The sequence below is a fragment of the Bacteroidota bacterium genome (assembly GCA_016721765.1).
Lineage (GTDB): Bacteria > Bacteroidota > Bacteroidia > UBA4408 > UBA4408 > UBA4408.
This window is the reverse complement of the sequence record JADKHO010000003.1, coordinates 235,241-261,929: the sequence shown is the minus strand read 5'-3', so window position 1 is coordinate 261,929 and position 26,689 is coordinate 235,241. Positions and strand designations below refer to the sequence as shown.

Annotated in this window: 22 protein-coding genes; 11 read left to right on the top strand and 11 right to left on the bottom strand. The window is 37.6% G+C overall.

Annotation, left to right across the window (positions count from 1 at the left end):
• The 6 genes from IPP32_14035 to IPP32_14010 all read left to right on the top strand — a co-directional run bounded on the left by IPP32_14035 (nucleotide 1) and on the right by IPP32_14010 (nucleotide 2,413).
• On the top strand, nucleotides 1-276 hold the full coding sequence (locus tag IPP32_14035; GenBank protein ID MBL0049201.1) for a rhodanese-like domain-containing protein: 276 nt from the start codon (nucleotides 1-3) through the stop codon (nucleotides 274-276).
• Nucleotides 277-289: 13 nt separating this feature from the next.
• Nucleotides 290-607 (top strand): rhodanese-like domain-containing protein, encoded by a 318-nt coding sequence (locus IPP32_14030; GenBank protein MBL0049200.1) that lies wholly within the window; start codon nucleotides 290-292, stop codon nucleotides 605-607.
• On the top strand, nucleotides 604-843 hold the full coding sequence (locus tag IPP32_14025) for a hypothetical protein (protein ID MBL0049199.1): 240 nt from the start codon (nucleotides 604-606) through the stop codon (nucleotides 841-843). The genes IPP32_14030 and IPP32_14025 overlap by 4 nt, the downstream gene beginning before the upstream one ends.
• A 144-nt stretch (nucleotides 844-987) precedes the next feature.
• Nucleotides 988-1,299, top strand: a complete 312-nt coding sequence (gene trxA, locus IPP32_14020) for a thioredoxin (protein MBL0049198.1) — start codon at nucleotides 988-990, stop codon at nucleotides 1,297-1,299.
• Nucleotides 1,289-1,684 (top strand): DUF983 domain-containing protein, encoded by a 396-nt coding sequence (locus IPP32_14015; protein MBL0049197.1) that lies wholly within the window; start codon nucleotides 1,289-1,291, stop codon nucleotides 1,682-1,684. Before trxA ends, IPP32_14015 begins: the two co-directional genes overlap by 11 nt.
• Nucleotides 1,685-1,693: 9 nt before the next feature.
• Nucleotides 1,694-2,413, top strand: a complete 720-nt coding sequence (locus IPP32_14010; protein ID MBL0049196.1) for a thioredoxin — start codon at nucleotides 1,694-1,696, stop codon at nucleotides 2,411-2,413.
• Here the strand turns inward: IPP32_14010 and IPP32_14005 are convergent.
• Together IPP32_14005 and IPP32_14000 are read right to left on the bottom strand one after the other, a co-directional pair.
• Nucleotides 2,405-3,232 (bottom strand): hypothetical protein, encoded by an 828-nt coding sequence (locus IPP32_14005; protein ID MBL0049195.1) that lies wholly within the window; start codon nucleotides 3,230-3,232, stop codon nucleotides 2,405-2,407. The genes IPP32_14010 and IPP32_14005 overlap by 9 nt on opposite strands.
• Before the next feature lie 9 nt (nucleotides 3,233-3,241).
• Nucleotides 3,242-5,419 carry a M48 family metallopeptidase gene (locus IPP32_14000; protein MBL0049194.1) on the bottom strand — a complete coding sequence of 726 codons (2,178 nt, stop codon included), beginning with the start codon at nucleotides 5,417-5,419 and terminating at the stop codon, nucleotides 3,242-3,244.
• 223 nt (nucleotides 5,420-5,642) lie between these two features.
• On the opposite strand from IPP32_14000, the gene IPP32_13995 reads away from it, so the two are divergent.
• A complete protein-coding gene (locus tag IPP32_13995) occupies nucleotides 5,643-7,160 on the top strand; it encodes a hypothetical protein (protein MBL0049193.1) in 1,518 nt (505 codons plus the stop codon).
• A 37-nt stretch (nucleotides 7,161-7,197) separates the two neighbouring features.
• Here the strand turns inward: IPP32_13995 and IPP32_13990 are convergent, their stop codons facing one another.
• The 5 genes from IPP32_13990 to IPP32_13970 all read right to left on the bottom strand — a co-directional run bounded on the left by IPP32_13990 (nucleotide 7,198) and on the right by IPP32_13970 (nucleotide 17,340).
• Nucleotides 7,198-9,468: a T9SS type A sorting domain-containing protein gene (locus IPP32_13990; GenBank protein ID MBL0049192.1), complete on the bottom strand. Its 2,271-nt coding sequence runs from the start codon at nucleotides 9,466-9,468 to the stop codon at nucleotides 7,198-7,200.
• Between the two features lie 37 nt (nucleotides 9,469-9,505).
• A complete protein-coding gene (locus IPP32_13985) occupies nucleotides 9,506-11,770 on the bottom strand; it encodes an aconitate hydratase (protein MBL0049191.1) in 2,265 nt (754 codons plus the stop codon).
• 154 nt (nucleotides 11,771-11,924) lie between these two features.
• Nucleotides 11,925-14,207, bottom strand: a complete 2,283-nt coding sequence (locus IPP32_13980) for a patatin-like phospholipase family protein (GenBank protein ID MBL0049190.1) — start codon at nucleotides 14,205-14,207, stop codon at nucleotides 11,925-11,927.
• Nucleotides 14,208-14,350: 143 nt separating this feature from the next.
• Nucleotides 14,351-16,036: a glutamate formimidoyltransferase gene (ftcD, locus tag IPP32_13975; protein MBL0049189.1), complete on the bottom strand. Its 1,686-nt coding sequence runs from the start codon at nucleotides 16,034-16,036 to the stop codon at nucleotides 14,351-14,353.
• A 47-nt stretch (nucleotides 16,037-16,083) separates the two neighbouring features.
• A complete protein-coding gene (locus IPP32_13970) occupies nucleotides 16,084-17,340 on the bottom strand; it encodes an imidazolonepropionase (GenBank protein MBL0049188.1) in 1,257 nt (418 codons plus the stop codon).
• A gap of 141 nt (nucleotides 17,341-17,481) precedes the next feature.
• Here IPP32_13970 and aroC point away from each other — a divergent pair, with 141 nt between their 5' ends.
• The 4 genes from aroC to IPP32_13950 all read left to right on the top strand — a co-directional run bounded on the left by aroC (nucleotide 17,482) and on the right by IPP32_13950 (nucleotide 22,250).
• Complete coding sequence (gene aroC / locus IPP32_13965) at nucleotides 17,482-18,582, top strand: chorismate synthase (protein ID MBL0049187.1); 1,101 nt, start codon at nucleotides 17,482-17,484, stop codon at nucleotides 18,580-18,582.
• A 272-nt stretch (nucleotides 18,583-18,854) separates the two neighbouring features.
• On the top strand, nucleotides 18,855-19,952 hold the full coding sequence (gene wecB, locus IPP32_13960) for a UDP-N-acetylglucosamine 2-epimerase (non-hydrolyzing) (protein MBL0049186.1): 1,098 nt from the start codon (nucleotides 18,855-18,857) through the stop codon (nucleotides 19,950-19,952).
• Nucleotides 19,952-21,100, top strand: coding sequence for a hypothetical protein (locus tag IPP32_13955; GenBank protein ID MBL0049185.1), 1,149 nt, complete (start codon nucleotides 19,952-19,954; stop codon nucleotides 21,098-21,100). Before wecB ends, IPP32_13955 begins: the two co-directional genes overlap by 1 nt.
• 493 nt (nucleotides 21,101-21,593) lie before the next feature.
• Nucleotides 21,594-22,250, top strand: coding sequence for a glycosyltransferase family 4 protein (locus IPP32_13950; GenBank protein MBL0049184.1), 657 nt, complete (start codon nucleotides 21,594-21,596; stop codon nucleotides 22,248-22,250).
• 30 nt (nucleotides 22,251-22,280) lie between these two features.
• Here the strand turns inward: IPP32_13950 and IPP32_13945 are convergent, their stop codons facing one another.
• The 4 genes from IPP32_13945 to IPP32_13930 all read right to left on the bottom strand — a co-directional run bounded on the left by IPP32_13945 (nucleotide 22,281) and on the right by IPP32_13930 (nucleotide 26,578).
• Nucleotides 22,281-22,769, bottom strand: a complete 489-nt coding sequence (locus IPP32_13945) for a RecX family transcriptional regulator (GenBank protein ID MBL0049183.1) — start codon at nucleotides 22,767-22,769, stop codon at nucleotides 22,281-22,283.
• A gap of 36 nt (nucleotides 22,770-22,805) precedes the next feature.
• Nucleotides 22,806-24,014, bottom strand: coding sequence for a phosphoribosylformylglycinamidine cyclo-ligase (locus IPP32_13940; protein MBL0049182.1), 1,209 nt, complete (start codon nucleotides 24,012-24,014; stop codon nucleotides 22,806-22,808).
• A 64-nt stretch (nucleotides 24,015-24,078) separates the two neighbouring features.
• Nucleotides 24,079-26,103 (bottom strand): OmpA family protein, encoded by a 2,025-nt coding sequence (locus IPP32_13935; GenBank protein MBL0049181.1) that lies wholly within the window; start codon nucleotides 26,101-26,103, stop codon nucleotides 24,079-24,081.
• 205 nt (nucleotides 26,104-26,308) lie between these two features.
• On the bottom strand, nucleotides 26,309-26,578 hold the full coding sequence (locus tag IPP32_13930) for a twin-arginine translocase TatA/TatE family subunit (GenBank protein MBL0049180.1): 270 nt from the start codon (nucleotides 26,576-26,578) through the stop codon (nucleotides 26,309-26,311).
• Nucleotides 26,579-26,689: the final 111 nt, after the last annotated feature.

Here is a 26,689-nt window from a genome sequence, read left to right as displayed (position 1 = left end):
ATGGACATCGAAAAGATTATAAAAGAAAAAAGCGGCACTATACTGGATGTGCGTACCCAGGGCGAATTCATGGGCGGACACGTTGTGGGCTCAATTAACATCCCACTGCAGGATCTTTCCCTTAAAATGGATGAATTAAAGCAATTAAAAACGCCACTTATACTTTGTTGTGCATCCGGTAACCGAAGTGGCATGGCGCAGCAAATACTTAGCAATGAAGGCTTAGAGTGCTACAATGGGGGATCTTGGATGGATGTAAACTATTTTCAATCTTAAACACAAAATAAAAATGATAAACACGTTAAAACAATTGTTAGGGATTGGCCCGAAAATAAATTTCGCCGAATTGGTTAAAAATGGTGCAATCATCGTGGATGTGAGAAGCAAAGGAGAGTACGGTGGCGGTCATATAAAAGGTTCGTTAAATATTCCGTTGGATCAATTGAGCAAGAATCTTTCAAAATTAAAAGATAAAAATGCTCCGGTAATAACGTGCTGTGCTTCCGGCATGCGAAGCGCTTCAGCAAAAGGAATTTTAAAATCAAACGGCTATAAAGAAGTGCACAATGGAGGCGGATGGATGAGTTTGCAAAACAAAATCAGATGATACATACCCTTCTTCACGGTTGGTATTTTATGCGATGGCTTCGGTTAGGCTTGGGTTTGTTCATCACCATTCAAGCCATTCAGTTGCACGATACACTATCCGGATTTATTGCAGCGTTTTTCCTTTTTCAAGCGCTCACTAATACGGGATGCTGTGGAGTTAACGCCTGCGCTTCACCACCTAAGAATTCTAAAAATGCAACTACAGAAGAAATAAGTTTTGAAGAGTTGAAATAATAAAGTGCGTTCGATTTTAATAGGAAAAAGGGAATTTTAACAGTGAATGCACTTTTACTTCGAAAATACATCCAATGAAGTGACTATTATATTTTCTATTCCAATGAATCACATGTAACTTTACACCCCATTAACAAACATCAAATGACACTAAAATTTGCGGATATAATAAATAGTTCAACGCCTACCTTGGTAGACTTTTCGGCCGAATGGTGTGGTCCTTGCAAAATGATGAAACCTATTTTGGATGAATTAAAAACAGAATTAGGCGAATCCACACATATACTAAAAGTTGATGTAGATAAGAATCCAAAAGCAGCAGCTGCCTATCAAATACAAGGAGTTCCAACACTTATATTATTCCAAAATGGAAAAATAAAATGGAGACAATCCGGAGTTGTGCCGGCTGGAGAATTAAAAAAAATTATACTAAACCACACCACCCATGCTTCTTAAAAACATATTGTATTCCACTCTATGGAATAAATGTCCTAAATGCCATCAAACGAATGTATTCATCTATAAAAACCCTTACAATTTAAGTCACATGAGTGAATTACACCCGATATGCAAAAATTGTGGTGAAAAGTACGAAAAGGAGCCCGGCGCTTTTTATGGTGCCATGTATGTGAGTTATGGCCTAATGGTAGGATGGTTTGTACTGTGTTGGGCGGCAAACTCTTTTTATTTTGAAATAGAGACATTTAATTTTTTAGCTTTTGTAATTGGAAGTATTATTCTATTTATGCCTGTTACTTTCCGCATTTCTCGCCTATTATGGCTAAATATTTTTATTCGATTCGATAAAGCCAAGGCAAAAGCAACCTCCAAATTAACTTAATTAATCGCAATGAAGTATCCATTTTCCTTATCCATTTTTGTGCTATTTTTCCTTGTAAGTTGTTCTAATTTGCAATCGCAAAACAGTAAGACAAACCTTAGCGCTTCTGAGTTTTCAGAAAAAATAAAACAACTTTCAGATGCTCTTATTGTGGATGTGCGCACTCCCGAAGAATTTGAAAAGGGGCATCTTGTAAACGCTAAAAACATCGACTGGAACAACGATAACTTTGATAGTGAAATTGCTTACTTGGATAAAACAAAACCCGTTTTTGTATACTGTCTTAGTGGCGGAAGAAGTTCATCGGCAGCAAATAAAATGCGGAATGATGGATTTAAAGAGGTGTATGAATTGAAAGGTGGAATTATGAAATGGCGTGCAGCCAAACTTCCCGAAACAACAAAAAACAGTAATGCGGGAATGAGTAAAGCTCAATTTGATGCATTACTCGACGGCGACAAATTAGTGTTGATTGATTTTTATGCAGATTGGTGTGTTCCTTGCAAAAAAATGAAACCTTTCTTGGAAGAAATTTCTAAAGAGCAAGAAGATAAATTGATATTAATCCGAATTAACGCAGATGATAATCAGGCTTTGTGCAAAGAGTTAAAGATTGATGCTTTGCCTGTTTTGCAGCTTTATAAGAATAAATCACTGCTTTGGAATCATCAAGGATTTATCGAAAAAAATGAAATTCTGAAAGCGCTCGAGGAGCAAGCATCAAAATAAAAGAAAACCCACTTTCAAAAAAACATTGAATCGGTTTACCCCTCTCACACGCCACTTATTTGTTCTTTCAATATAATTTAAAGTGTTGATTTCTCTGATTTCAAACAATGGATCTTCTTCCGTATCTATAAAATCAATAAAGGTGCTTAAAACCGAAAATACCTGCATATTAAACCCATAATCAAGAACAATCCTGTTTACAAAAATCCGGCTTCTGCCCCATCCAAGCATTAAATTCAAGCCTTTAAACTTTTGATGACTTGGACCGAAATCTCGTAACAAAGTATCTTTATAAGAATAATTGCTTTGCGCCGAATAGGTCATGTTGGATGTATAAGAAGTTTCAACCGTATTTAAAGTTGGACCAAACATAATGTAATGCCCCCAAGGAGCAATATATTTTGATTTAAAATATTTAAACGCCAAGGTGTAAGTCAATCCCTTAATGGAATAATATCCATTCGGTCTTGAGTAGTTGGAGTAATAATATGAATTATAATTCATCTTCATTGGTCTTGCATTATCATAAGCGGTGGAATAATAACGTACGGTAAAAGAAGCTATCCATTTATTGGAGAGGATAGCATCCAAATTACCTTCATGAATCAGATTAAAAGCCGGGCTTCCGCTACTGGCACTACCGTTTCTTCCAAGTATGGTTTCGTTATCGGCGTTAGGGCCAAAAATGGCAGGGCTTACATTAAGGCCATATCCTACAAGAAGCCGGTTTCCCATGTATCCGGTTGATTGCGAAAAAACCGAGGAGACAAATAAGCTGAAAAATAAACTCAGTTGGATGCTAAAAAACTTTGATTTCATTGATTATGGTTATTTCTGATGTTTTAATTCATAAAGGGTTTGGTACACTTTTCCATTTAAAAAATCAAAGGAATCACGGTGTTTGAAATATTCTGATTTCTTATATACCAATTCATTTGTTTTGAGGTCGAAAGCAAAACTGTAATAATAGGTTTGCCGTTTTCCTTTCTTGGGTTTGTAATTTATTATTCCAAATTTCAAGATATAACGCGTTTGATATTTATCAATAATTTGATCGATATCATTGGTACAAAAAATTGTCTGCCTCGCACAATCGCTGCAGTCATATTTTTCTGCAAGCCAATCTGAGACGATGGAATAATCATTCATTTTGTCGACCTCCTGAGCTGAAATTAAATCGGGGTCGAGGGTAACGAGTTTGAAATTTTGCTTTGCCGCGCAACGGTCAATGATCAATTTTAATTCCTTTTGTTTCTCGTCTGAGGTAATATATTGTACCGCTTCATCGACCTGTGACTTGTCAATTTTTAAATAAAAAGATTCCAGTAAAAGTACTTTATCAGTAGTTGGGTTGGTGTTAATCGGGATAGGCGCTTTTGCTATTTTTCTTTTAGAACGACTGGTTTTCCTTATTTCAAAATTGGAAGATGTATTTTCTGCATCCTTATCAATACTGCTATGTGTCGGAAATTTGCCAACAAATTCGGTATCGCTTATGAATAAATCCAGAAACATTTCCTTGTAATAAGCCGTGTCGTAATTTTTAAAATTATTCTCCTTTTGAATATTGGCTATCATTTCAGTTTTAGAAGTTGAAGCAATTTTTTGAGCGGCTAGTGAATCTCGAATGGCATCTGCTGTAGCCTCTCTTTTTTGCAAGCGCACAAAATCAACAATCCCCCATTTGGAATGCGACAAGAATTTAAATAAGCTATCGGAATAGCTTTCCAATCTTTTGTTTTCAGGAAATTTTTTGTGTTTTCTGTACACATAATTGAGCGACATCATCGTCCATTCATTGGACGGCATTTTTTTGATGAGGTAATAAATTTGTTGCGGGTAACTTTCAATTTCTTTATAGCTCGGAATGCCATCTTCCAGATAAGAATCCTTATCGTAACTGATTTCTGAATTATTTAGCAAGGTTAATGCATACAAGCATTTTGAAATAACTTCAGCCAGGTATTGGTTGTCGGGATATTTTTCTGCTAAAATATAGCCCGCATACAAGGCATTGGGGTAATCCCGGTTTTTCAAATACAAGCGGCACAGTTCCATTCTGGCAATGTCTCTGATGTATTGAAATTCCGTTTTTCCAATCAGGTAATCAACCTTGTCGGCATTATTTCGGGAAGCAACTAAATTGGCAATGGCCTGTTTTCTCTTCGCTGTATTAGGATGGGTTTGCTTGGAATCGTCTTCACTTGAATTGTTTCGAATGGAGGAAAACTCCTTTAAGAGGTAGCGGTTAGGAATCTTATAATGTTCAGTTTCAAAAAATGCCTTATTAAACTCTACCAACTCAAATGGAAGATGGGCATATTGCAAAACATCAAAAGCTTTTTCAGCCTGCAAAAAATCATATTTCGTTGCCTCAAATAATTTAAATCCTTCCAGATCAGCTTCGCTTTCCTTTTCTTTTGAATACTGACATTTTTCAATCAGTCTGTCTTCATTGTCCTTTCCGTTGTAATTGTTATTTTCGATTTTATGGTTTTGCACATACGAATTGATGTTGTGCTTTTTGGTATAGTGGGAGATTTCGTGACACAATACATAGGCAAGCTGGGCTTCCGATTCCAATTGGGAAATTAATCCAATGTCAATAAAAATATATCCTTTATCATAGCTGTAAGCATTCACTACAGCCGATTTGAGGGCATAGATATGCAGTTCCTTCCTAAGTGTGGGATTATCTTTTAAAATGATATCGGCAATTTTATTCAGGTAAACCGATACCTCGTCATTCACAAGCGTATTTCCACTCTTTACAATTTTCGCAATCTCATAGTTTGCTGCCGTTAGATAATTTCGTCGAAGCGATTTATCCTTGTCTTCATTATGGTTGAGGACGCTAATATCTTCACTGATCACTGAGCGTATATTTTGGGTAAATACGTCTGGAAGCAAACCCGATGATTTTAGGGGTTTGTAATTCTCTTTCAAATTTTGCTGTGCGAAGCAAATATTGCTTAGTAATAACAGATATGCAATTCTTTTTAGCATAATAGTAAGGCCAAATTAGTTATGGATTAATTGCACTTCTGTGTAAGGAAAACAAATCGAAGTGAAAATAAAAATAAAGCCGCAAAACTACACAAAATGAACTATTTGCAAAGTCGAATATAATTCTCCCTATTAGGCAATAAAAATGGCTTATCACAGAAACACAGCGCTCTAATTAATTTTTCTACTTTTGGCGGCTTAATACTAAACTAAACCCTTATCTATGAATAACCTTAAGAAAATATGCGTATTGGTTATGGCATTTGTTGTATTAGCTATTGTAGCAAATGCCCAAAGTTTTTCAATTAAAAAAGGAGTTGAATTTAAGCCAGTCGATAATTCCAGGTTTGATGGCTATATCGACTCGGATTCCAGTGGGGTTTATTTGATGCGCAACAGCACTGTGGGAAAAGGGATAACCAAAATTATTCAAAAGCTGGATGCAAAAACCTTAAAGGTGCTCTATTCCACAAAATTTGAATTGGAAAAAGGTGAAGTAGTAGAAGCCTCCTATCTGAAAAATGGAAAAATTATGGCTTTTACTTATTTGTATGTAAAAACAGAGCAGATTAAGTATTTTTTGCTTCGTGAATTTAATGCCACTAGTGGAAAAGCCTTAGGTGAACAAAAAAAAGTGGCAAGCCTTGAAAGTGATATCTTTGGAATTATGGGGCGTAATTTTTACGCATCATTTTCACCCGACGGATTAAAAATGGTGATAACCAGTGAATTCAAATGGTCCGGCAAGGAATCGCACGTGGAAGCAGTTATCTATGAAACTGCAACTTTTAAAAAAATCGCTTCAAAAGAAATCATCAGTGCATATTCCAATTCCACTATCAGCAGCTTTAATTATACGCTTGACAACAAAGGGACATTTTATTATTTATTCCGTTACTTAAAAGATGAAGAAGAAGAAATTACAGGACTAGCGCTGGCGCGCATTCCAGCAGAAGAAACGAAATCAGAAGTGACTCCGCTTCCCTTTGACAAACTGGATATTCAAAACGGTACTTTTAAATTTTTAGATAACAAATTGGTTTTTTGTGGGGTGTTTAAGGACATCGTAAAAAAGAAAGAGCGCAAACAAGGTAAGGTAGCGAACGTGGGTGTTTATTCCTTTTTTATTGATGTTAACACAGGTGAAATCACTAAAAAAGGCTTTGATTATTTCTCCAAAGAGGTGAGTCAAAAGCTTACGTATAAGGATGGTTTGATTGAAGAAAATCCGGCAAAAAAATATTATTCCTTTGAAAATATTTTCACTTTCAATGATGCCGTTTATTTAATCGAAAGTCATTCCTACACGATTTCGAGTAATAATTCTTCCTCCTCTTACGAGCGGGAATTAATTGTTTCAAAATTTAACAGTGCCGGGAACTTAGAGTGGATGAAAATTATTCCCAAGTTCACAGCGAATGACCTGAATACCTTTAATTACATTATCCGTAACAACCAAGTTTATTTGTTTTATTCGGAACATCCTAAAAACTTGGAAAAATTTACAGTGAACGACTATGAACCTAAAAAATATGCATCCATTCAAAACTACAATGGTTCGGTTTTAGTGTGCACTACCTTTGATGAGAAAGGGAATTTATCGCGCAAAGATTTATTTAGAAACCAAGGTTGGTGCTATGATCCTATGCCCAGCACCATTAGTTTAGATAAAGACAATGGTTTATTGTTGCGCATGATTAATAAAGATATGGAACGCTATGATAAAGTAACGATTGAATAAAAGTAGTTAAGAAAGGATGAGAAAGGGGGAAATTGTATCAGTTAAGTACGATTACTTTTTTCGTTTCTGTAAAATTTTCTCCTTCCAGTTTTAGGAAATAAATTCCAGACATGAGCTGATAGGCTTCCCAATTCAGATTGCTTATACCTGCTTTGAATTGTTTATTCGCAATAATTTGCATTTCTCTTCCACTGACATCCGTCAATTGAATCTTTACAATTTCAGCTTTCTTAAGTGTAAAAGAGATTGTTCCTGAATTTGAAACCGGGTTTGGGAAAATACTTAATGATTGAATTTTTGAACTTTCATCAATCCCTGTATTATTAATTATTGTTAGGGTTACCTGATTAGTAGTATCAGAGCAATCAGCACCGGGAGCCAATATGCATCTAAACACATAATTATTCAAACTCATATGATTTGCAAAAACTAAAAGTGTATCGCTATTGATTCCAGAGAAATAGATACTTGGTGGAATATTGACAAAATTTGCTAGGTATTTTCTTTGCCATTGACAAGTTACGCCAAGATTTTGACAATGAACTACAAACATAACAGTATCATGAAGATCTACAGTTTGATTAGTTGGTTGACTGGTAATAACCGGAATACCACTTGGGGTAATAGATATACCATTAGTTGCCCCTACATTGCAGGTATTAACAGGAGAAACAGTTACACTACCGGGGTTGGTTCCAATCAATATATTAACGGAATTAGTGCCCTGTCCATTACTAATTGTATTACCGGCAGGAACTGTCCATACATAACTGTTTGCTCCGTAAACAGGTGCAATAGAATATACAGTTGAGTCACCTTCGCATGGATGCACTTCACCTGCAATAGTTCCGGCAGGATAAGGATATTGGCAGGCTCCAACCTTCATTATAAAGTAGCCATTATTTGCTCCCAGATAATACTTTCCTGGCCCCGGATCTAAATCGGCAGAATCGGTTGCTGCTCCAAGGAAGTATTCTTGATTATAAACATTCTTACCTTTGAATCTCATATCCAACATTTCGTTTAATCCACCAGGAACAGAGGCTTGTACATAATTCCCAAGTGAATCCAACACTAACTGAAAATATCCATGATTTGTTGAATTCACTGTAAAGTAATTGGTTGGCAATCCAGGATTCAAATCACATGTACCTTCAAAATAACCTTGAAAGGAGAGTTTACCTTTGGCTTCCAACCAGATTGAGGTGACAAAATTATCTTCATTATTTCCCAGTCTTCTTGCCCACTTAAAGTCACCTCCGCTATCCAATTTGCACATAACTATATCCGGATAAGTGCCCAATGCTGTAATATTAGTTGTGCCCGAACCCGGATCAAAGTCTACAGTTCCTTTAAAATCACCAGATATAATAACATTTCCGCTGCTATCAGGAATGCAAAAATTTCTAAAGACTGCATTGCTGATATTAAAACTTTTAGCCCACTTAAAATTCAGATAAGAATCATATTTGCAAACAAAGTACTTGTAGTCTATTGTACTCGTGTTTATTAAATTTGTGATTCCCGGTCCGGCATCAAAATCAACTGTATCTAAAAAAAAACCAGAAATGAAAAAATTTCCGTTTATGTCAGCTGTCATATTTGTAGGATTACAATCTCCTCCGCCTCCAAAAAATTTAAGACCAATAAATGCTCTTGAGGTATCTAATTTCAATAAAAAGCCATCATAACTTCCCGCCCAACCGGTAGTAGAATTAACCTGATAAGTTGCACTCGGGCTTGGGTCGAAGTCAACAAGACCTAAGAATGTTCCGGTGAGAATCAAATTTCCAAAAAGATCGAATTGCATTGAATTAATAATGGAAGTGGAAACAAAACCAATACCTGGAATTGTTCCAGCCCAAATAAAATTACCATTCTTGCTTAATTTTACAATAAAACCAGATGTATGTCCAAAAGATAAATTATATGTGGCAGGTCCAGGGTTAAAATCATATGTACCACTATACAAAGTCCCTGCTATATATACGCAGCCTTGATCATCAACTAAAAGGCTATGAGAATAATTTACACTGTACAAATTAAAACCTGTAGCCCAAAGCAAATTACCACTGGTGTCATATTTTGCAACATATAAATTGTTTGAATTTGGGGAGGTACTCAAATTGAAAACACCCAATCCTGGATCAAAATCATATGTTCCTTGAAAAAAACCAGCGCGTAAAATATTCCCGTCAGGATCGAAAGCTGTACTACCATTCAATGCAGGAATTGCCCATTGAAAATTTTGAGCATTTATCCTTGTAAAAAAAAACAATAGTAATAGAAGGACGAATAGTTTTCGCATAGGCAATAGCACTAAATTATTAATGGTTTTGATAAGTCTAGGCCACCTGCGCCTTAATAATATTCAGCGCCCCACCCGCTTTAAACCACTCGATTTGCTGTGCATTGTAAGTATGGTTTACTTTTATTTCGTCACGACTTCCATCCTTGTGATTTAACACCATGCTTAATGGAACACCCGCTGTAAAATTGGTTAAGCCAATAATATCAATGCTATCGTCTTCTAAAATTTTATTGTAATCTTCTTTGTTTGCAAAGGTCAAAGCCAACATGCCTTGTTTCTTTAAATTGGTTTCGTGGATGCGGGCAAAGGATTTTACCAATACCGCGCGAACACCTAAGTGGCGTGGCTCCATTGCAGCATGTTCACGGGAAGAACCTTCTCCGTAATTTTCATCACCCACTACAATACTGCCTACTTTTGCTGCTTTGTAGGCACGCTGCACAGCCGGCACAGAGCCATAATCACCAGTTAATTGATTTTTTACAGAATCTGTTTTTTCAGTATAAAAATTCACAGCTCCAATCAACATGTTATTTGAAATATTATCTAAATGGCCACGGAATTTTAACCATGGACCAGCCATGGAAATATGATCTGTAGTACATTTTCCTTTCGCTTTTATCAACAATTTCAAGCCTTTCAAATCCACCCCTTCCCAGGCAGCAAATGAATCCAATAATTGCAGGCGCTCACTTGTTGGTGAAACCAATACTTGCACTTTGCTTCCATCGGTAGCTGGAGCTTGATATCCGGCATCTTCAACGGCATAGCCTTTTGGAGGCATTTCCAAGCCTTTTGGTTCATCTAGTTTTACCTTCTCTCCCTTCTCATTTGTTAAGAAATCAGTTAAAGGATTAAAAGTCAAATCACCGGCAATGGCCATTGCTGTTACCATTTCAGGAGATGCAACAAATGAATGTGTATTTGGATTACCATCCGCACGTTTGCTGAAATTTCGGTTGAAAGAGGTTATGATAGAATTTTTTTCTTGCTTCTCGGCACCATGTCTTGCCCACTGTCCGATACACGGCCCGCAAGCGTTTGCCAATACCACACCACCCATTTTCCCAAAGGTTCCAAGATACCCATCACGTTCCACCGTAAAGCGCACTTGCTCGCTACCGGGGGTAATGGTGTATTCTGATTTTGTTTTTAAATTTTTATCGATGGCTTGTTGTGCCAAGGAAGCAGCACGAGAAATATCTTCGTAAGAGGAATTGGTGCAGGATCCAATTAAACCCACAGACAATTTTTGCGGCCAATTATTTTCGCGCACGGCAGCAGCAAATTTACTGATAGGCCAAGCCAAATCCGGGGTGAAAGGTCCATTGATATGAGGCTCCAATTCGGATAAATTAATTTCAATAACTTGATCAAAATAAGCAGTCGGATTTTCATACACTTCTTTGTCTCCACGCAAGTGAGCAGCCACACCATCTGCAGCGGCAGCAACATCGGCACGACCTGTTCCACTCAAATAATCACTCATTTTTTTATCGTAACAAAAGATCGAAGTGGTAGCTCCAATTTCAGCCCCCATGTTACAAATGGTTCCTTTTCCGGTACAAGATAAACTATCTGCACCTTCGCCAAAATACTCCACAATAGCATCTGTACCGCCTTTAACAGTAAGAATGCCGGCCACTTTCAAAATAACATCTTTAGCTGAAGTCCAACCGTTCAATTTACCGGTAAGCTTCACTCCAATTAATTTGGGGAATTTTAACTCCCAAGGTAAACCGGCCATCACATCACAAGCATCGGCACCTCCTACACCAATTGCAATCATACCAAGGCCGCCCGCATTCACGGTGTGTGAATCGGTACCAATCATCATTCCACCCGGAAATGCATAATTTTCTAATACCACCTGATGGATAATACCAGCTCCCGGTTTCCAAAAACCAATACCATATTTGTTAGAGACAGATGCCAAAAAATCAAATACCTCTTTGCTTTTATCAATAGCACTCGCTAAATCTTTAGCAGCACCTTCCTTTGCTTGAATTAAGTGATCACAATGCACTGTACTCGGAACTGCCACTGTAGGGCGACCAGCCTGCATAAATTGCAATAAAGCCATTTGTGCTGTGGCATCTTGCATAGCAACTCTATCGGGATTAAAATCCACGTAAGATTTAGCACGTTCAAATGCTACACTTGCATTGCCATCGCTTAAGTGGGAATACAATATTTTTTCTGTTAAAGTTAAGGGTCGACCAACCACTTTGCGCGCAGCTTCTACTCTACTCCCCATTTGAGAGTAAACTTTTTTAATCATGTCGATATCGAATGCCATGTTGAAATTGGGATTTAGGATTTGAGAATTAGGATTTAATGAACTGATAAATTAGCTGTATTTCACAAAAAGTGTCAATCACCACTAAATTTGGAGTGCAAGGTACAAAATGTATACTTTTTTGAAAAGATAAAAACTCAAAAACTTTCTGTGCTTACTCTAGCAATAGTTTCAGCTTTTTAAAAGCCAATTGATTGGCCGGAGTATTCACGGATGAATAAACCTTACGTTTTTCTTTATTGGTAAGATGCCAACTCAATGAAATATTGTCCCAGTATTGATTGTAAAGTACAAAATCAACCACATCAATTTTTCCTTTGTACCATTCACCGGCGTAATTCAATACATCGCTTTGATTGAAATCTTGCACGTGAAATAAATTACCATACAAACTTCCAACGGGCTCCTGAATAGATTGCATAATGGTTTTGGGAGGATTGGCATCTACAGCAAAAAATTTATCTCTGTCACGTATTTGGATAATGATTACTCCACTTGTATTTTCTTCAATCCAGTCCCGAAAGGTAAACAAGAACTGCACACTTGTTTCTTTTCCAAAATTATCTCTTACCCCTGCATCCATAACCTCCATAGCCGGTTTACTCGGCAAAGAAACGGTAGGTAAAATATATGGAAAAGTTGCACTCATGCGGAGCGCGCTTGTGAATAGTACATTGCCGGCGTCCTGCTGTTTAAAGAAGCTCGAAAATTCAATAGCGGGCACCACATTGGTAACATGCACATTGTCGGCTTTTCGCGATTGAGTAAGGTATGAAATCGGTAAGGGTGAAATCATCAGCTTTCTTCCATCATTAATAATGGTAGGGCTTAAAATCATCATAGGTATTTCGGCATTTCGTTCCGGATCGTAATAATCTGCCAGCTTCTTTGCCAGTATATAATTTGTATTTTCATTTAGCTTACGTTCAAATGCGAAAGCTCTGTCACGTCCATATTTATAGCGCCCTTCGGTAACACTTTGCAGTGGGAAAAACCAGTCGTTCACAGCCATACTTAGTGCGATAGGATTTAGTAGATCTTTGGATATATTGTCCCGCAAAATTGGATGATAAATATTTTGAACTTGTTGTTTACGATTCATTAACATCAACTCCCGCAAATAAGCGGCGCCAATGATTCCGCCGGACGCTCCGGTAATAAGTTGGGTGTGTTTCAACAATTGTCCATCCAATAAACTATCGGCATATTGCAGCGAATAAAAAGTCCAAAGTGTTGAACGCAAGCCACCTCCGCTCGTATTTACTAAAATAAGTTTGGGTTTGCGCTTAATCTTTCGGCTGTTCAGCGCATTTTTCATACGCCATTTTTCCAAGACCCCGATTGTAAATGCAATATCTTTATTTTTTTGCATCTTTAGTGTATCCAAGGCATGCAAATTTTTATTGCTGAATTCTGCTTCGGGCACATTGTAATTCATGTTATAGGCTTTGTTTCTGTTTTTGAAAAAATCGAATTGATACAGAAAATTTACCGACACTAATAGAATAACAAATACGGTAGTACTCCATGCGCGAAACCAATTGTAAAGCGCGGAATTTACCATCAGATACATGGTAAAAAGCAGCATTAGGCTTGCTCCAGCCGGAATATTAAACACATCAATATCCCTAAAAAAGCCAATTGTAAGTAAGCTTATTATAGCAGCCAATTCAAAGGTGGCAGCGTTTCTATGATTTTGCTTTAATACCCTTAAAAGCGTTCGCTTTTCGTACATGTCAATATCCTGCACCCTTTTTAATTTAAAAAAGTTACTCAGGTAATGCTGCACATGAACATCCTTTTCGATCTTATAATTCATGGCATCCCACTTTTTTTTACGAGCCAAAAAAACTTTATTCAAAGCTTTAAAGGATGGATCTAACACTTGTTCGGTTTCCACTCCAAACATTTTGTATACATCCTTATTGGTGGTAAAAAAATAAGTCAATGCTAAAAATAGAAAAAGTAATAAGCCGCTTAAAAACCCGGCTAAATCAAAGTAAACTTGCCATCGAGATACAAACTGGTCGCTACGTTGAAAGGTGTATATTTCGATTATATAGGTAATTAAAAAAATAAGCGGAATGATGGAATTGTTGAGGCAATATTTCATAAAAGGATTCTTTAAGGTCCCTAAAAAAGGAAAATGAAATCCATTGATGATATAACTCGAAATATTAAAAGCCATAATAAATCCACCGGTTGCGAATCCTACCATAAAATAGGAAAGCGCATTTACCTTATCGAAATATTCAGGATTTAAAAACAGATAGGGAATGCCGTAACGCGGTGCAATACTTTTAGTAATTAGTCCAAAAACCAGTGTCCAAAAAATTAGTAAGACATGATTTCGTTTAAAAAGTAAAATCAATAACTGCACAGGAAAGAAGTATAAAACACTTCTAACACGCTGACTCTTGAGAATAAATAATCTCATCTGTGCTGTTTAGTTATTTAATTATTGAGTTTTTGAGATGGTGAATTGTTATAGTATTAGGTTTTACTTTTGTCGAAGCTTTGCAATTTTTTTTGATGGTATCTATTTAACGATGATTGGACGGAAGAGTTTCCAAAATAAACTTATCCAATTTTTTCGTTCACTAGTTTTAAAATTTCCTGTTCTGCGGCTTGGGTTTTTGATTCGATTTCTTTTCCCCTTGCGAGGATAGCTGCAGTATAGGCTTTGTCGTTCAATCCACTTGAATTAATGCGAACATTCATAAATGCGCCCATGACTGCTGCTCTTGCGCACAGCGCACCAACACCTGCATCGGTAACCGAATTGGGATTTCCAGACTCCACCATTGCTTTAATCGTTTGCAAGGATGCATAAGCCAGTTCCATTACTTTAAAGGGAACTTCAATAGCATATTTGGTTGCCTCTTGAATCGCTTGCGTACGCTGATTTTTTTCTGCCTCCGTAGCCTTTGGCAAAGCAAATGCATTCATAATTTTATTGAATGCATGAGTATCTTCATCCACTAACTTTAGCAACTCATTCTTAAGTTGTTCTCCGCGCTCCGCCCAATTCGAAAACTCTTCCCAACGTTCGTCCCATCCTGCTTTGTGTGCTGAAAGATTTGCCACCATAGTAGCTAAAGAAATGCCAAGTGAACCAACATAAGCCGAAATAGAGCCACCGCCCGGCGCCGGGCTTTCACTCGCCGTTTCATTTGCAAAGGCGGTTAAATTCATTGAAATTAATTTTTCAGCACCGGCATCTTTTAATAAATATTCAATAATACGTTCCTCCGGTTTAAAGGGCGCCAGTTCATCCAAACCCATTGATTTTATAGCAATTTTTATGAGTTCCTTCTCGGAAACACCAAGCGAACGTTGTTGCTTTTTCAAAAAATATTTACCTGCATCCAACATCGCCTTTAAAGGAATTAATCCAACTAATTCTGATCCACTCACACGAATCCCACGCTCGTTTGCTTTTTTGCATACTTCATCAAATGCAATGTGCACAGGCGTTATGTTGATGTTGGTTAAATTCATTGAAATTTGCGCTATACCGTATTCTTCGATAAACCAACCAATTGCTTTTACCGATTTTAATGTACCTGGAATATTTACCGGCTTACCATTTTCATCGTTCACAATTTTTCCGGTGGAAGGATTTCCTTCGCGTTTAACTCTTCCCGCTTCCCGCACATCAAAAGCAATTGCATTTGCACGTCGGGTGGAAGTGGTATTTAAATTCACGTTATAAGCAACTAAAAAATCTCTTGCACCAATAACTGTACTTCCGGCTTTTACCGAGTGCTCAACAGGACCGAAATCCGGTTTCCATTCCGGTAATTTTATCTTTTTAAAAAATCCTTCATATTCTCCCGCTCGAATTACCGACAAATTATTGCGTGCTGTGTTAGGCTGGGCTGCTTCATACAAATACACGGCAATTCCTGCTTCCTTGCCAACTCTTGCCCCTAATTTTTTTGCCCATTCAGCAGTTTCTTCCATGCTTATACCGGCTATGGGAATTAAAGGACACACATCTGTAGCACCCATTCGAGGATGTTCCCCTTTGTGCTTGCTCATGTCAATTAGCTCGCTTGCTTTTTTTATGGCCAAAAATGCAGCATCAATTACGGAATGTGGATTCCCCACAAAAGTCACGACAGTGCGATTGGTAGCCTTTCCGGGATCTACATTTAATAATTTAACACCTTCCACCGATTCAATTTGATCGGTTATTTGCTTGATGATGTTTAGGTCGTTTCCTTCACTAAAATTGGGTACACATTCGATGAGTTGATTCATTTTTCTATTTTATTTTTGCTGAAAAAAGATAAGCATTCTTTCAGCTTTTAGTTAAGTTCAATTACCTCTCCGTTAATTATCACCGTTTCAATTAAATCGCTAGCAAAGCTGTAAGGAATAAAATTATAACTCGGTATTTCTTTTGTGATAAACACATTTGCCTTTTTGCCCACTGTAATACTTCCATGCGTTTCACTAAGCCCCATCGCATACGCCGAATTAAGGGTTGCTGCATTTATGGCTTCCTCCGGAGTTAATTTATACTGCACACAAAGCAGCGACAACATAAAGTTCATGTTACCACATGGACTACTTCCTGGGTTATAATCACTGGCCACAGCAAGCGGAAGGCCGGCATCAATCATTTGTCGTGCAGGAGGATTGGGTAGAGATAAAAAGAAAGCAGCACCCGGCAAAACCGTTGGCATGGTTGCCGATTGAAGCAAACAGTTAATCTCCTCTTCACCCACATATTCAAGATGATCCACACTAATAGCACCACAGTTCACACCTGCCTGAACTCCACCTGAACAACTCATTTGATTGGCATGCACCTTTGGAATCAAGCCATGATTTCTACCTGCCATTAATATTTTTATGGTTTCTTCCGGAGTAAAATAGCCCTTTTCACAAAACACATCACAAAATTCAGCCAAGCCTTCTGCAGCTATTTGTGGTAACATTTCCTCAACTATCAACTCAATGTAGGCATTACGATTTTCTTTGTATGCCGCGGGTATAGCATGTGCACCTAAAAAGGTGGATTTAATTTCGATAGGTGTAAGGGATTTCAATTTCTTAATTACGCGCAACATTTTTAGTTCATCATCAACCGAAAGACCATAACCACTTTTAATTTCAAGTGCACCGGTTCCCATCCGAATAACCTGATGAATTCGAAGCATAGCAGCTTCTATCAAATCCTCTTCACTTGCAGCATGTAACTTCTTTGCCGAGTTGAGTATGCCTCCGCCACGATTGGCAATATCTTCATAAGAAAGTCCATTTATGCGGTCAACAAACTCGCCTTCACGCGTGCCGGCATACACAATGTGTGTATGAGAATCGCACCAGCATGGAAAAACCAGTTTATTATCCGCATCAATAACTGTTAAATCTGTCCAATCGCTTATTCCCGGCCAATCCTCCATTTTTCCATAATCCACAATCACATCATCCTCCATCGCAAGATAGGCATTCTCAATACAGGGAAGGGATTTCATTGCTTCGCCCTTAAGGCAAACAATACTCGCATCGGCCCGAACCTGCACTAATGATTTAATGTTTTTTATCAGTAGTTTCATTTCTTATTCCTGCGATTCAATGAGAAAATAAAAATTCATACTCAATGCTAATTAACAGCCCGAATATAATAATTAGATAGTATCTGAAACACAGAAACAAATTCAATTTGTTAAACAAATTATTCACTAATTTCGCTGCCTATGTCAGGCAATACCTTTGGTAAAATTTTTACGCTTACCACCTTTGGTGAATCACATGGAACTGCTATTGGTGGTGTTGTGGAAGGTTGCCCGGCCGGATTAAAAATTGATTTCGATTTTATTCAAAATGAACTGAACCGAAGAAAACCGGGACAATCAAAAATTGTATCACAACGCAAAGAAAGCGATACCGTTGATTTTTTATCCGGAATATTTGAAGGAAAAAGTACAGGTACTCCAATTGGATTCATTATTAGAAATGAAGATAGCAAGCCTAAAGACTATTCTCACCTTAAAGATGCATATCGCCCTTCTCATGCAGATTATACCTATGATGCCAAATATGGAATTAGAGATTTTCGAGGAGGAGGTCGAAGCAGTGCGCGTGAAACTGCAACACGGGTTGTTGCCGGAGCCCTTGCTAAATTAATTTTAGCAAAAAGCGGAGTTCGCATTCATGCATACGTTTCACAGGTGGGCGATATACAATTGCCCAAAAACAAAAATCAAATTGATTTTACCCTTATTGAATCGAATAGCGTGCGTTGCCCCGATAAGCTCACTGCCGAAAGAATGCTGAAAAAAATTGAAGCGGTGCGTAAAGCAGGCGACACGATTGGTGGTGTTGTTTCTTGCCTCCTTGAACAAGTTCCGGTGGGTCTTGGAGAACCGGTGTTTGATAAACTGCACGCTGATTTAGGAAAAGCCATGCTGAGCATTAATGCTGTGAAAGGATTTGAATTTGGCTCAGGCTTTGAGAGCGCCAGTATGCTTGGTTCTGAGCACAACGACCTTTTTGTTCCTTCTCCAAAATCAAAAAAAATTATTACCCTTACCAATCACTCAGGAGGCATACAAGGAGGCATCTCGAATGGCGAATCAATACTGTTTCGCGTAGCTTTTAAACCTGTAGCTACCATAATGAAAACGCAGGCAACGGTCGATTCAAAAGGATTAATAACGACCATTAGCGGTAAAGGGCGACACGACCCATGCGTAGTTCCACGAGCCGTTCCTATCGTAGAAGCAATGGCAGCCTTGGTACTGGTTGACCATCTCCTCAGAAACCAAAGTACTAAACTCAGTGATTTAAAATTCTAACATTCCATTCAAGTAAAAATTAGCCCTCGGGGTATTTTTTTGTGGAGAATTAAACGCGTTAATCTTAATACACATCTCACTTTAAACCAATGGGTTAACTACAAACATTGGTTTTGAGTAGAATCATGCCATTAAAAACATAATATTACTTAAATTCGCAACCCCATTTGGGTTTATTCGAAGGTTTAGGCACACTGCACTTCTTCTTGATTTGCATTGCCAAAATCCTAGCAATAAACGAATTTCGAATGGGATGTGTTTATGTGAACAAAATGGCAAAAAAGAAGAAGATTATTATTGTTATAGGTACAAGACCTAATTTTATAAAAATTACGCAATTTAAACAGGAAGCGAAAAAATTTTCAAACCTCGAATTAAAAATTGTACATACCGGTCAGCATTACGATACTAAAATGGCGGATGTTTTTTTTGACCAGTTTAAACTTGTACCGGATTATTTTTTAAATATTGCTCCCAATACTGCCAATAAACAAATGGCAGAGATTATCGATAAACTCGAAGATGTATTGTTGGACTATGCACCTGATTGGGTGATAGTGGTGGGCGATGTAAATTCCACTTTTGCAGCAGCACTTACCGCCAACAAATTAGGAATTAAAATAGCTCATCTGGAAAGTGGCTTGCGCAGTTTCGACAATACTATGCCGGAAGAGCACAACCGCATACTCACCGATGCAATTAGCAATTTGTTTTTTGTAACCGAAGAAAGTGGGATGAAAAACTTATTAGCCGAAGGAAAAACAAAACAAAATACCTTTATGGTTGGCAATACCATGATTGATACCATGGTAGCCTTCAAAAAGGATATTGAAAAATCCGGCATTCTTTCTAAAATTGGTGTTTTACCGGGGCAATATGTGCTTATGACCATGCATCGTCCGGCTACTGTTGATTCCAAAGAAGGACTAAAAAAATTAATTCAACTTATTGAAACCATTACGAGAAAGTTTAAAGTTGTATTTCCAATACATCCACGCACTGTTAATAACATGGAGTATTTTAATTTGCATCAACGCTTAAAAGAAAATAAAAATTTAATCATTTCCGAACCGTTAGATTATTTCAGTTTTCAAAAACTCATCAAAGAATCAAAACTTATCATAACCGATAGCGGCGGAATACAAGAAGAAACAACATTCTTAAAAGTACCTTGTTTGACTTTACGTTCCAATACCGAAAGACCAATAACCGTAAGCGTTGGATCAAATGAACTAATTCCATTTGACATAAAAGTGATTGATAAAAAAATAAACAGTATCATAAACGGAACATACAAAGCCGGCAAAATTCCAAAATATTGGGATGGCAAATCAACTGAACGAATCATAAAAATACTGAGTAAAAACTGATGCTTTATATAACACTCGACGACGGCTATTCATCGGTTTACCAGAGTCAGGTAATAGATACCTGTAGCTACATCTCTCAAAATTATAATACACGCGTAAAACTAATTGCTTTTTTTTCACCCCGTGTTTATTTCCAAAATCGCAGGAAAATAAAAAAAGCTTATAAAGACTGCATAATTCTCCCCTTATTTCCACTTCAAAAATGGAAATGGAATATTCTGCCTCTGATTTTATTTAACTTTTTCTTTCGGCACAAAACAGCCATTTGCCGTAATCCCTTTGCTGCCAATTTAGGAGTGTCGTTAAAGAAATACCGTTTATTAAAAAATGTTGTATTTGATGGCCGTGGAGCAACTTTTGCCGAATGGAATGAATATGATGTTACCCCCAGTGATGCCATTCGCGATTCGATTAAGCCGGCTGAAAAAATTGCCGTATTACAAGCTGATTTCCGCATTGCAGTTTCGCAAAAACTAGTAGAATATTGGGAAAAAGAATTCGGCTACAGCGATAATAAACATGTTGTAATTCCAACTACTTTGCTTACAAATTTTTCACATTCCGATTTCTCCGACGAAAAAATTAAAGCAGTACGTCATGAATTTGGATTTGAAGATAAAGATATTGTACTTATTTACTCCGGCTCTTCGCAAGGCTGGCAATCCTTTGACTTGGTGACCGATTTTTTAGCCACTCAAATGCGAAAAAATGCAAATGTGAAAATCCTCTTTCTTACGCATGAAAATGAGTTGGTCAGCAAACTAAAGAACGATTTTCCAGACAATGTGAGAGTAAAATGGGTCGACCATCATTTCATTAATTTGTATTTATCGGTGGGAGATTATGGATTGTTAATTAGAGAACAATCACTAACCAACTCGGTTGCATCACCCACCAAATTTGCCGAATATTTAGCATTAGGATTGCCTGTTCTAATTTCCGAAAACCTTGGTGATTACTCAGAATTTGTGCTGCATCATAAGTGCGGATGGATCGTTACGAGTGCTGAAATGGAAATGAATTTAAGAAAACGCCCTTACGACGAAAAACAACGTTTAATAGAGCTTTCGAAAAAATATTTTTACAAAAACTCAGCTCAAAACCAATTGGCTTACAGTATACTTTTGCAAGAATTAAATATTATTTAGCTTGAAGGTAGCTTTACTTACAGACGGTATTTATCCTTATGCCATGGGTGGTATGCAAAAACATTCGTACTATCTTGCAAAATATCTTGCAAAAAATAAAATTGAAGTTGACCTCTACCATTTCTCTCAAAACAATACTTACGACATTCATCAACTGGAATTTTTTAGCGAGGAAGAAAAAAAATACATTCACTCCATTCTAACTCCTTTTACACACTTTCCAAAATTGCCGGGACATTATTTGCGAGAGTCCTATCACTATTCCGGATTAATTTATCGTAGCTTAAAAAAACAGGCGGCTGTTGATTTCATCTATGCCCAAGGATTTACCGGATGGAAAATTATCGAGGCTAAAAAATTGGGTGAAAAACTTCCTCCACTTGCTCTTAATTTTCATGGGATGGAGCCTTTCCAAAAAACGATTGGATTGCGTGCCAAACTGCAACAGCAATTGCTCATTGGAGCCATGCGGTATAATCTTAAAAATGCAGATGTGGTGTATTCCCTTGGCGGGAAGTTGAGTAACTTGTTGCGGGAAGAAGGAATTTCTTCAAATAAAATAAAACAAATTCCAATTGGCCTTGAGCCCGCATGGATAAGTGATAAGGTTCACGCTTCCGGACCTGTGCGTCGCTTTGTATTTATTGGACGATATGAGCGTAGAAAAGGGATTGAAGAATTAAATAAAGTATTGAAGCAACTAATAGGAAAAGAAAAATTTGAATTTCATTTTATTGGTCCGATTCCAACTAAAAAACGCATTCAATCGGATCAACTTATTTATCATGGAAGTATCATTGATCAATCCGAAATTCAAAAAATTGTTCGCAGTTGCGATATCTTAATAAGTCCTAGCTTTGCGGAAGGAATGCCCACTGTTATTTTAGAAGCCATGGCATCCGCATTAGCGGTTATTGCTACCGATGTAGGCGCAGTAAGCGAATTGGTTTCGGATAAAACCGGATGGCTTGTTACAGCTCCAAAAACAAAACTCATAAAAGCTGCAATATTGGCCGCACTTAAAGTGGATGCAAAGGAACTACAAAACATGAAGGAAAAAAGCAGAGAGCTGGTAAAAAAGCATTATTTATGGGATGAGATTATTGCTAAAACAATTTCCTCTATCCAAGAAACGATAAAACAAGTCTAGCTTAATTCCTATCTAAGTTCAGTAAAATTTTTATTTTTCTACGGCAAGTAACTCCCAAATCAATGCACTCTCAAACCCCCGACTCATGGCATATTGAGCTACCTTATAGTTTGCCTTTATTGGATTTTTTTCCTTAAGCTGGTTTGCTTTCTGACTTAAAATGGCTTGAAGTACTTCCCGGTAATCATCTTCGTCAATTGCAGCAATCCCTTTCTTAATACAATATTCGGAAGTCCCCTTTAGTTTTAATGCTTGCCGGATTTTATTTCTTCCCCATTTTTTAATTCTGAACTTCCCTCCGGCATAAGCAATGGCAAAACGTTCTTCATTTAAAAAATTATCGGCTATCAATTTTACCAAAATTTCCTCTACCACTTCCTTCCATAATCCCCACTCGTATAACTTATCACGCACTTCCTGCTGACTTCGTTCCTGATACGCACAATAGCCACGTGCTTTCAAATACGCTTGTTGTGGATCGGTAATGCGCTTGGTTTTCTGCTCTTCGGAATAATTCATACCTCTGCTGGCAAGTTAAATAAGCACACGAGCCCATCAATATTCAAAGACGCCAAATTCGCTTTTTATAGTGAGCTTCTTTTTGGCGGATGCTTCAACACGTCCAATTACTTTTGCATCGATGTCAAACGATTTCGAAATCGAAATTATTTCTTCCGCATATTCGGGAGCTATGTATATCTCCATTCGATGCCCCATATTAAACACCTTGTACATTTCGCTATAAGGTGTTTGAGATTGTTCTTGTATTAATTTAAATAAGGGTGGAACCGCAAATAAATTATCTTTAATGATGTGCACCTTATCCACAAAGTGAAGGACTTTTGTTTGCCCGCCTCCACTGCAATGCACCAATCCATGAATATGCTTTCGGTATTTTTCCAAAATTTTTTTCATTACCGGAGCATAGGTTCGTGTGGGTGACAAAACCAATTTGCCGGCGCTAATTTTAAAAGGTGAATGCCCTGCTGGATTTAGAAACTGGCTTGCAGGAATGTCAATTTCATCTGTCAGTTTTAGCTTGCCTGAATACACTAAATCGGCAGGAACTGCTCCATCATAACTTTCGGGAAACTTAGTTCTATACTGCTTATCAAACACATCGTGTCGTGCACTTGTAAGCCCGTTGCTGCCCATTCCTCCGTTGTATTCATTTTCATAGTTAGCTTTACCGAAAGAAGCCAAACCAATAATTACATCTCCGGCTTGAATTCGATCATTCGAAATTACATCCGCTCGTTTCATGCGGCACACAACAGTGGAATCCACAATTAAAGTCCGCACCAAATCCCCAACATCAGCAGTTTCACCACCGGTACTATGAATACCAATTCCATAGTTTCGCAGCTGTGCCAATACTTCTTCAGTGCCGTTAATGAGTTGTGCAATTACCTCTCCGGGGATAAGGTTTTTATTTCGGCCAATTGTAGAGGAGAGCAAAATATGATCCACGGCTCCCACACACAGCAAATCATCGGTATTCATAACAATTGCATCCTGCGCTATTCCTTTCCAAACTGAATCATCGCCGGTTTCTTTCCAGTAAATATAAGCCAAAGAAGATTTTGTACCAGCACCATCAGCATGCATCACAATGCAAGAATTTTCATCGCCCGATAAAAAATCAGGAACAATTTTGCAGAATGCTTTCGGAAAAAGTCCTTTATCCAAACCTTTAATGGCAGCATGTACATCTTCTTTTGATGCAGAAACTCCCCTTTGATTGTAGCGTGTATCTTGTGTCATGGATATAAAAAAAGCGTCCCGTTCTTCATCGAAAAACGGGACGCATTAAAATTAGTTGTACTAATTACTCTCCGTCTTCTTCTTCCCCGCTTGCGTCCTGAACTTTAGGAGCTACCTTAGGTGCATTGGGATCTAATTTTGGAACGTAATCTTCGCGCAAAACTTTAAATTCTGTTCTTCTGTTCTTTTGGTGAGCTGCTTCTTTTTCTTCGTTTGATTTTAAAGCTGCAATTTCTTTGTCAGAAATTAAAGGACGATCTTCACCGTATCCTTTTGCTGTTAAACGATCTGCAGCAATTCCTTTCAAAATTAAATAATCCACAACCGATTGTGCTCTTTTTTGTGAAAGCACAGCATTGTTTTTATTGTTATCACGAGTATCGGTATGTGAACCTAACTCGATTGTTACATTCATATTATCTTCTAGGGTTTTAATTAAACCATTCAAAGAATCTTGATATTGTGGTTTTAAATCCCATTTTGCAAGGTCATACAAAATATCCGGTAAACGAATTGGACCTTTTTTAATGGATTTCAACATCAAATCTTTTGTAAACACTTGAGCTGTTTCAGAGCCAACTGTAGTAAAGGTTCCTTTATCTCCAAGGTATTTATCCATACCTGAACTAATGGTATAAGAAACATTTTGTGTAACGTATCTTTTTCCATCAGGAGTTGCGTCAAAGTTGTAGCTTCCTTTAGCATCGGTCGTTTGTTCAACACTTGAGCCATCGCTGCCAATTAATTTTACCACTGCACCAACTATTGGTTCTTTGCTATCCACATCCAACACTTTACCCATTACACTGTAAACCAAGGGAGGCATTGTAAATGACCAAATATCATCAGCGCCTTTTCCGCCTTCACGCGCAGAAGAAAGATATCCTCTGTTTGATTTTGCTTCGTAAATTAATCCAAAATCATCAGCAGGAGAGTTAATTGGCGACTTCATGTTTTCAGGAGCTGCAAAGTTTTCTCCGTTCTTAGCACACATAAAAATATCTAAACCACCCATTCCTGCTAATCCGTTAGAAGCGAAATATAAATCACCGTTATCGCGCACAAAAGGATACATTTCATCTCCTTCGGTATTAATTTTTCCGCCCATGTTCACCGGCTCACCCCATTTTCTTGAACCTTTATCGTAAGTACTAACCCATAAATCTTTTCCACCCATTCCGCCCGGCATATCAGAAGAGAAATACAATTTAGTTTCATCCACATTGATTGCCGGATGACCAACTGTAAATGTATCGGTTGTTAACACAATGTTGGTAGGTGTTCCCCAAGCAGTACCCATTTTATCGGCCATCATAATTTGGCAACCCATAAATTTTTTCTTTACCACATCGCAACGAGTAAAATAAATTTTTGTACCTTTTTTATTTACGATAGATGCTCCCTCATTGTATTGAGAATTGATGGTTTTATCGATAGGTGTGGGTGTACTCCATTTTCCTTTTTTATCCACTTTCACTTCGTAAATATCGCTAAAGCTTTGTCCAATCGTATTATCCGTTGCGTTACCGGCAGAGCCTTCACGCATAGAAGTAAAATACAAAGTACTGTATTTGCGATCGATGTAAGTCGGCGCGAAATCACTTGAGCCTGAATTAATTTGAGCCAAATTGTTTACCTGAAAACGGGTTGGATTATCTTTCCATTTTTGTGCTTCTGCAGATGATTTTGCACCCATCTCTCCACGCGGATCACTAGATACTAAAGCTTTGTATTTATCGTATTCGATAATGGCATCGTTGTAACGGCCATTTGCTTTTATCGCATCAGCCAATCGAAGCTGTGCAATTGGATCAGCATATTTCGCCTTAATGGCTTTTGCATAAAAAACTTCAGATTGCTTATTATCACCAATCAAACGATAACACTCGGCTGTTTTAAATAAAATTTCTGTTCTAGCAGTCTTGTTTTTCTCTTTTGTAGAGGCTTTTTTATAGAGTTCGATTGCCTTGTAATACTCAAAACTGTCAAAGGCTTTGTCTGCCTCTTTTGATGCACCTTTTTGAGCGCTTGCAGTCAACGACAATGCGAGAACCAAAGAAATACTTGTAAAGATTTTGAAAACTTTCATAAGGGTTGAATTGATTTATTGGGTGGCTAAATTAAATAAATTTCAATAAGCACCAATAATTTTTTTTACTATGCCTATGAGTTAGGGGTTTTTTATCAGTAATGGATGCCTTTTGTTGAGTAACTAAATGCTCCAAAATTTGTAGGAAATAATATATTAAAAGCAATCGAAATAGTTTAAAACACTTTAGTTGCCTGGAGTCTGATTATTCTTCTTTCTTTTCTGTTTTCGGCTCAACAGCTGCTTCTACTTCTTTCTTTACATTGTCAACAGTTTGATTCCATCCATCGTGCATTTGGTCCATAGTGGTTTTTATGGGCTTGGCACTTTGCTCAATTTCGCGCTTAATCCCATCAGATGCATCTTGAAACTCACGCATGGCTTTTCCCAATCCGCGGGCTAAGGAAGGAATATTTTTAGAACCAAAAAACATGAGCACTACAAGCACTATCAGCACTACTTCGCCTCCGCCCATGTTCAAAAATAATAATGTCATACCCTTGATTTTGAGTCGCGAAGTTAATGCAAAATATGGCATGCAAACGATTCCCTTAATTTGATTTTGTTAAAACTAATGTTAATTTTA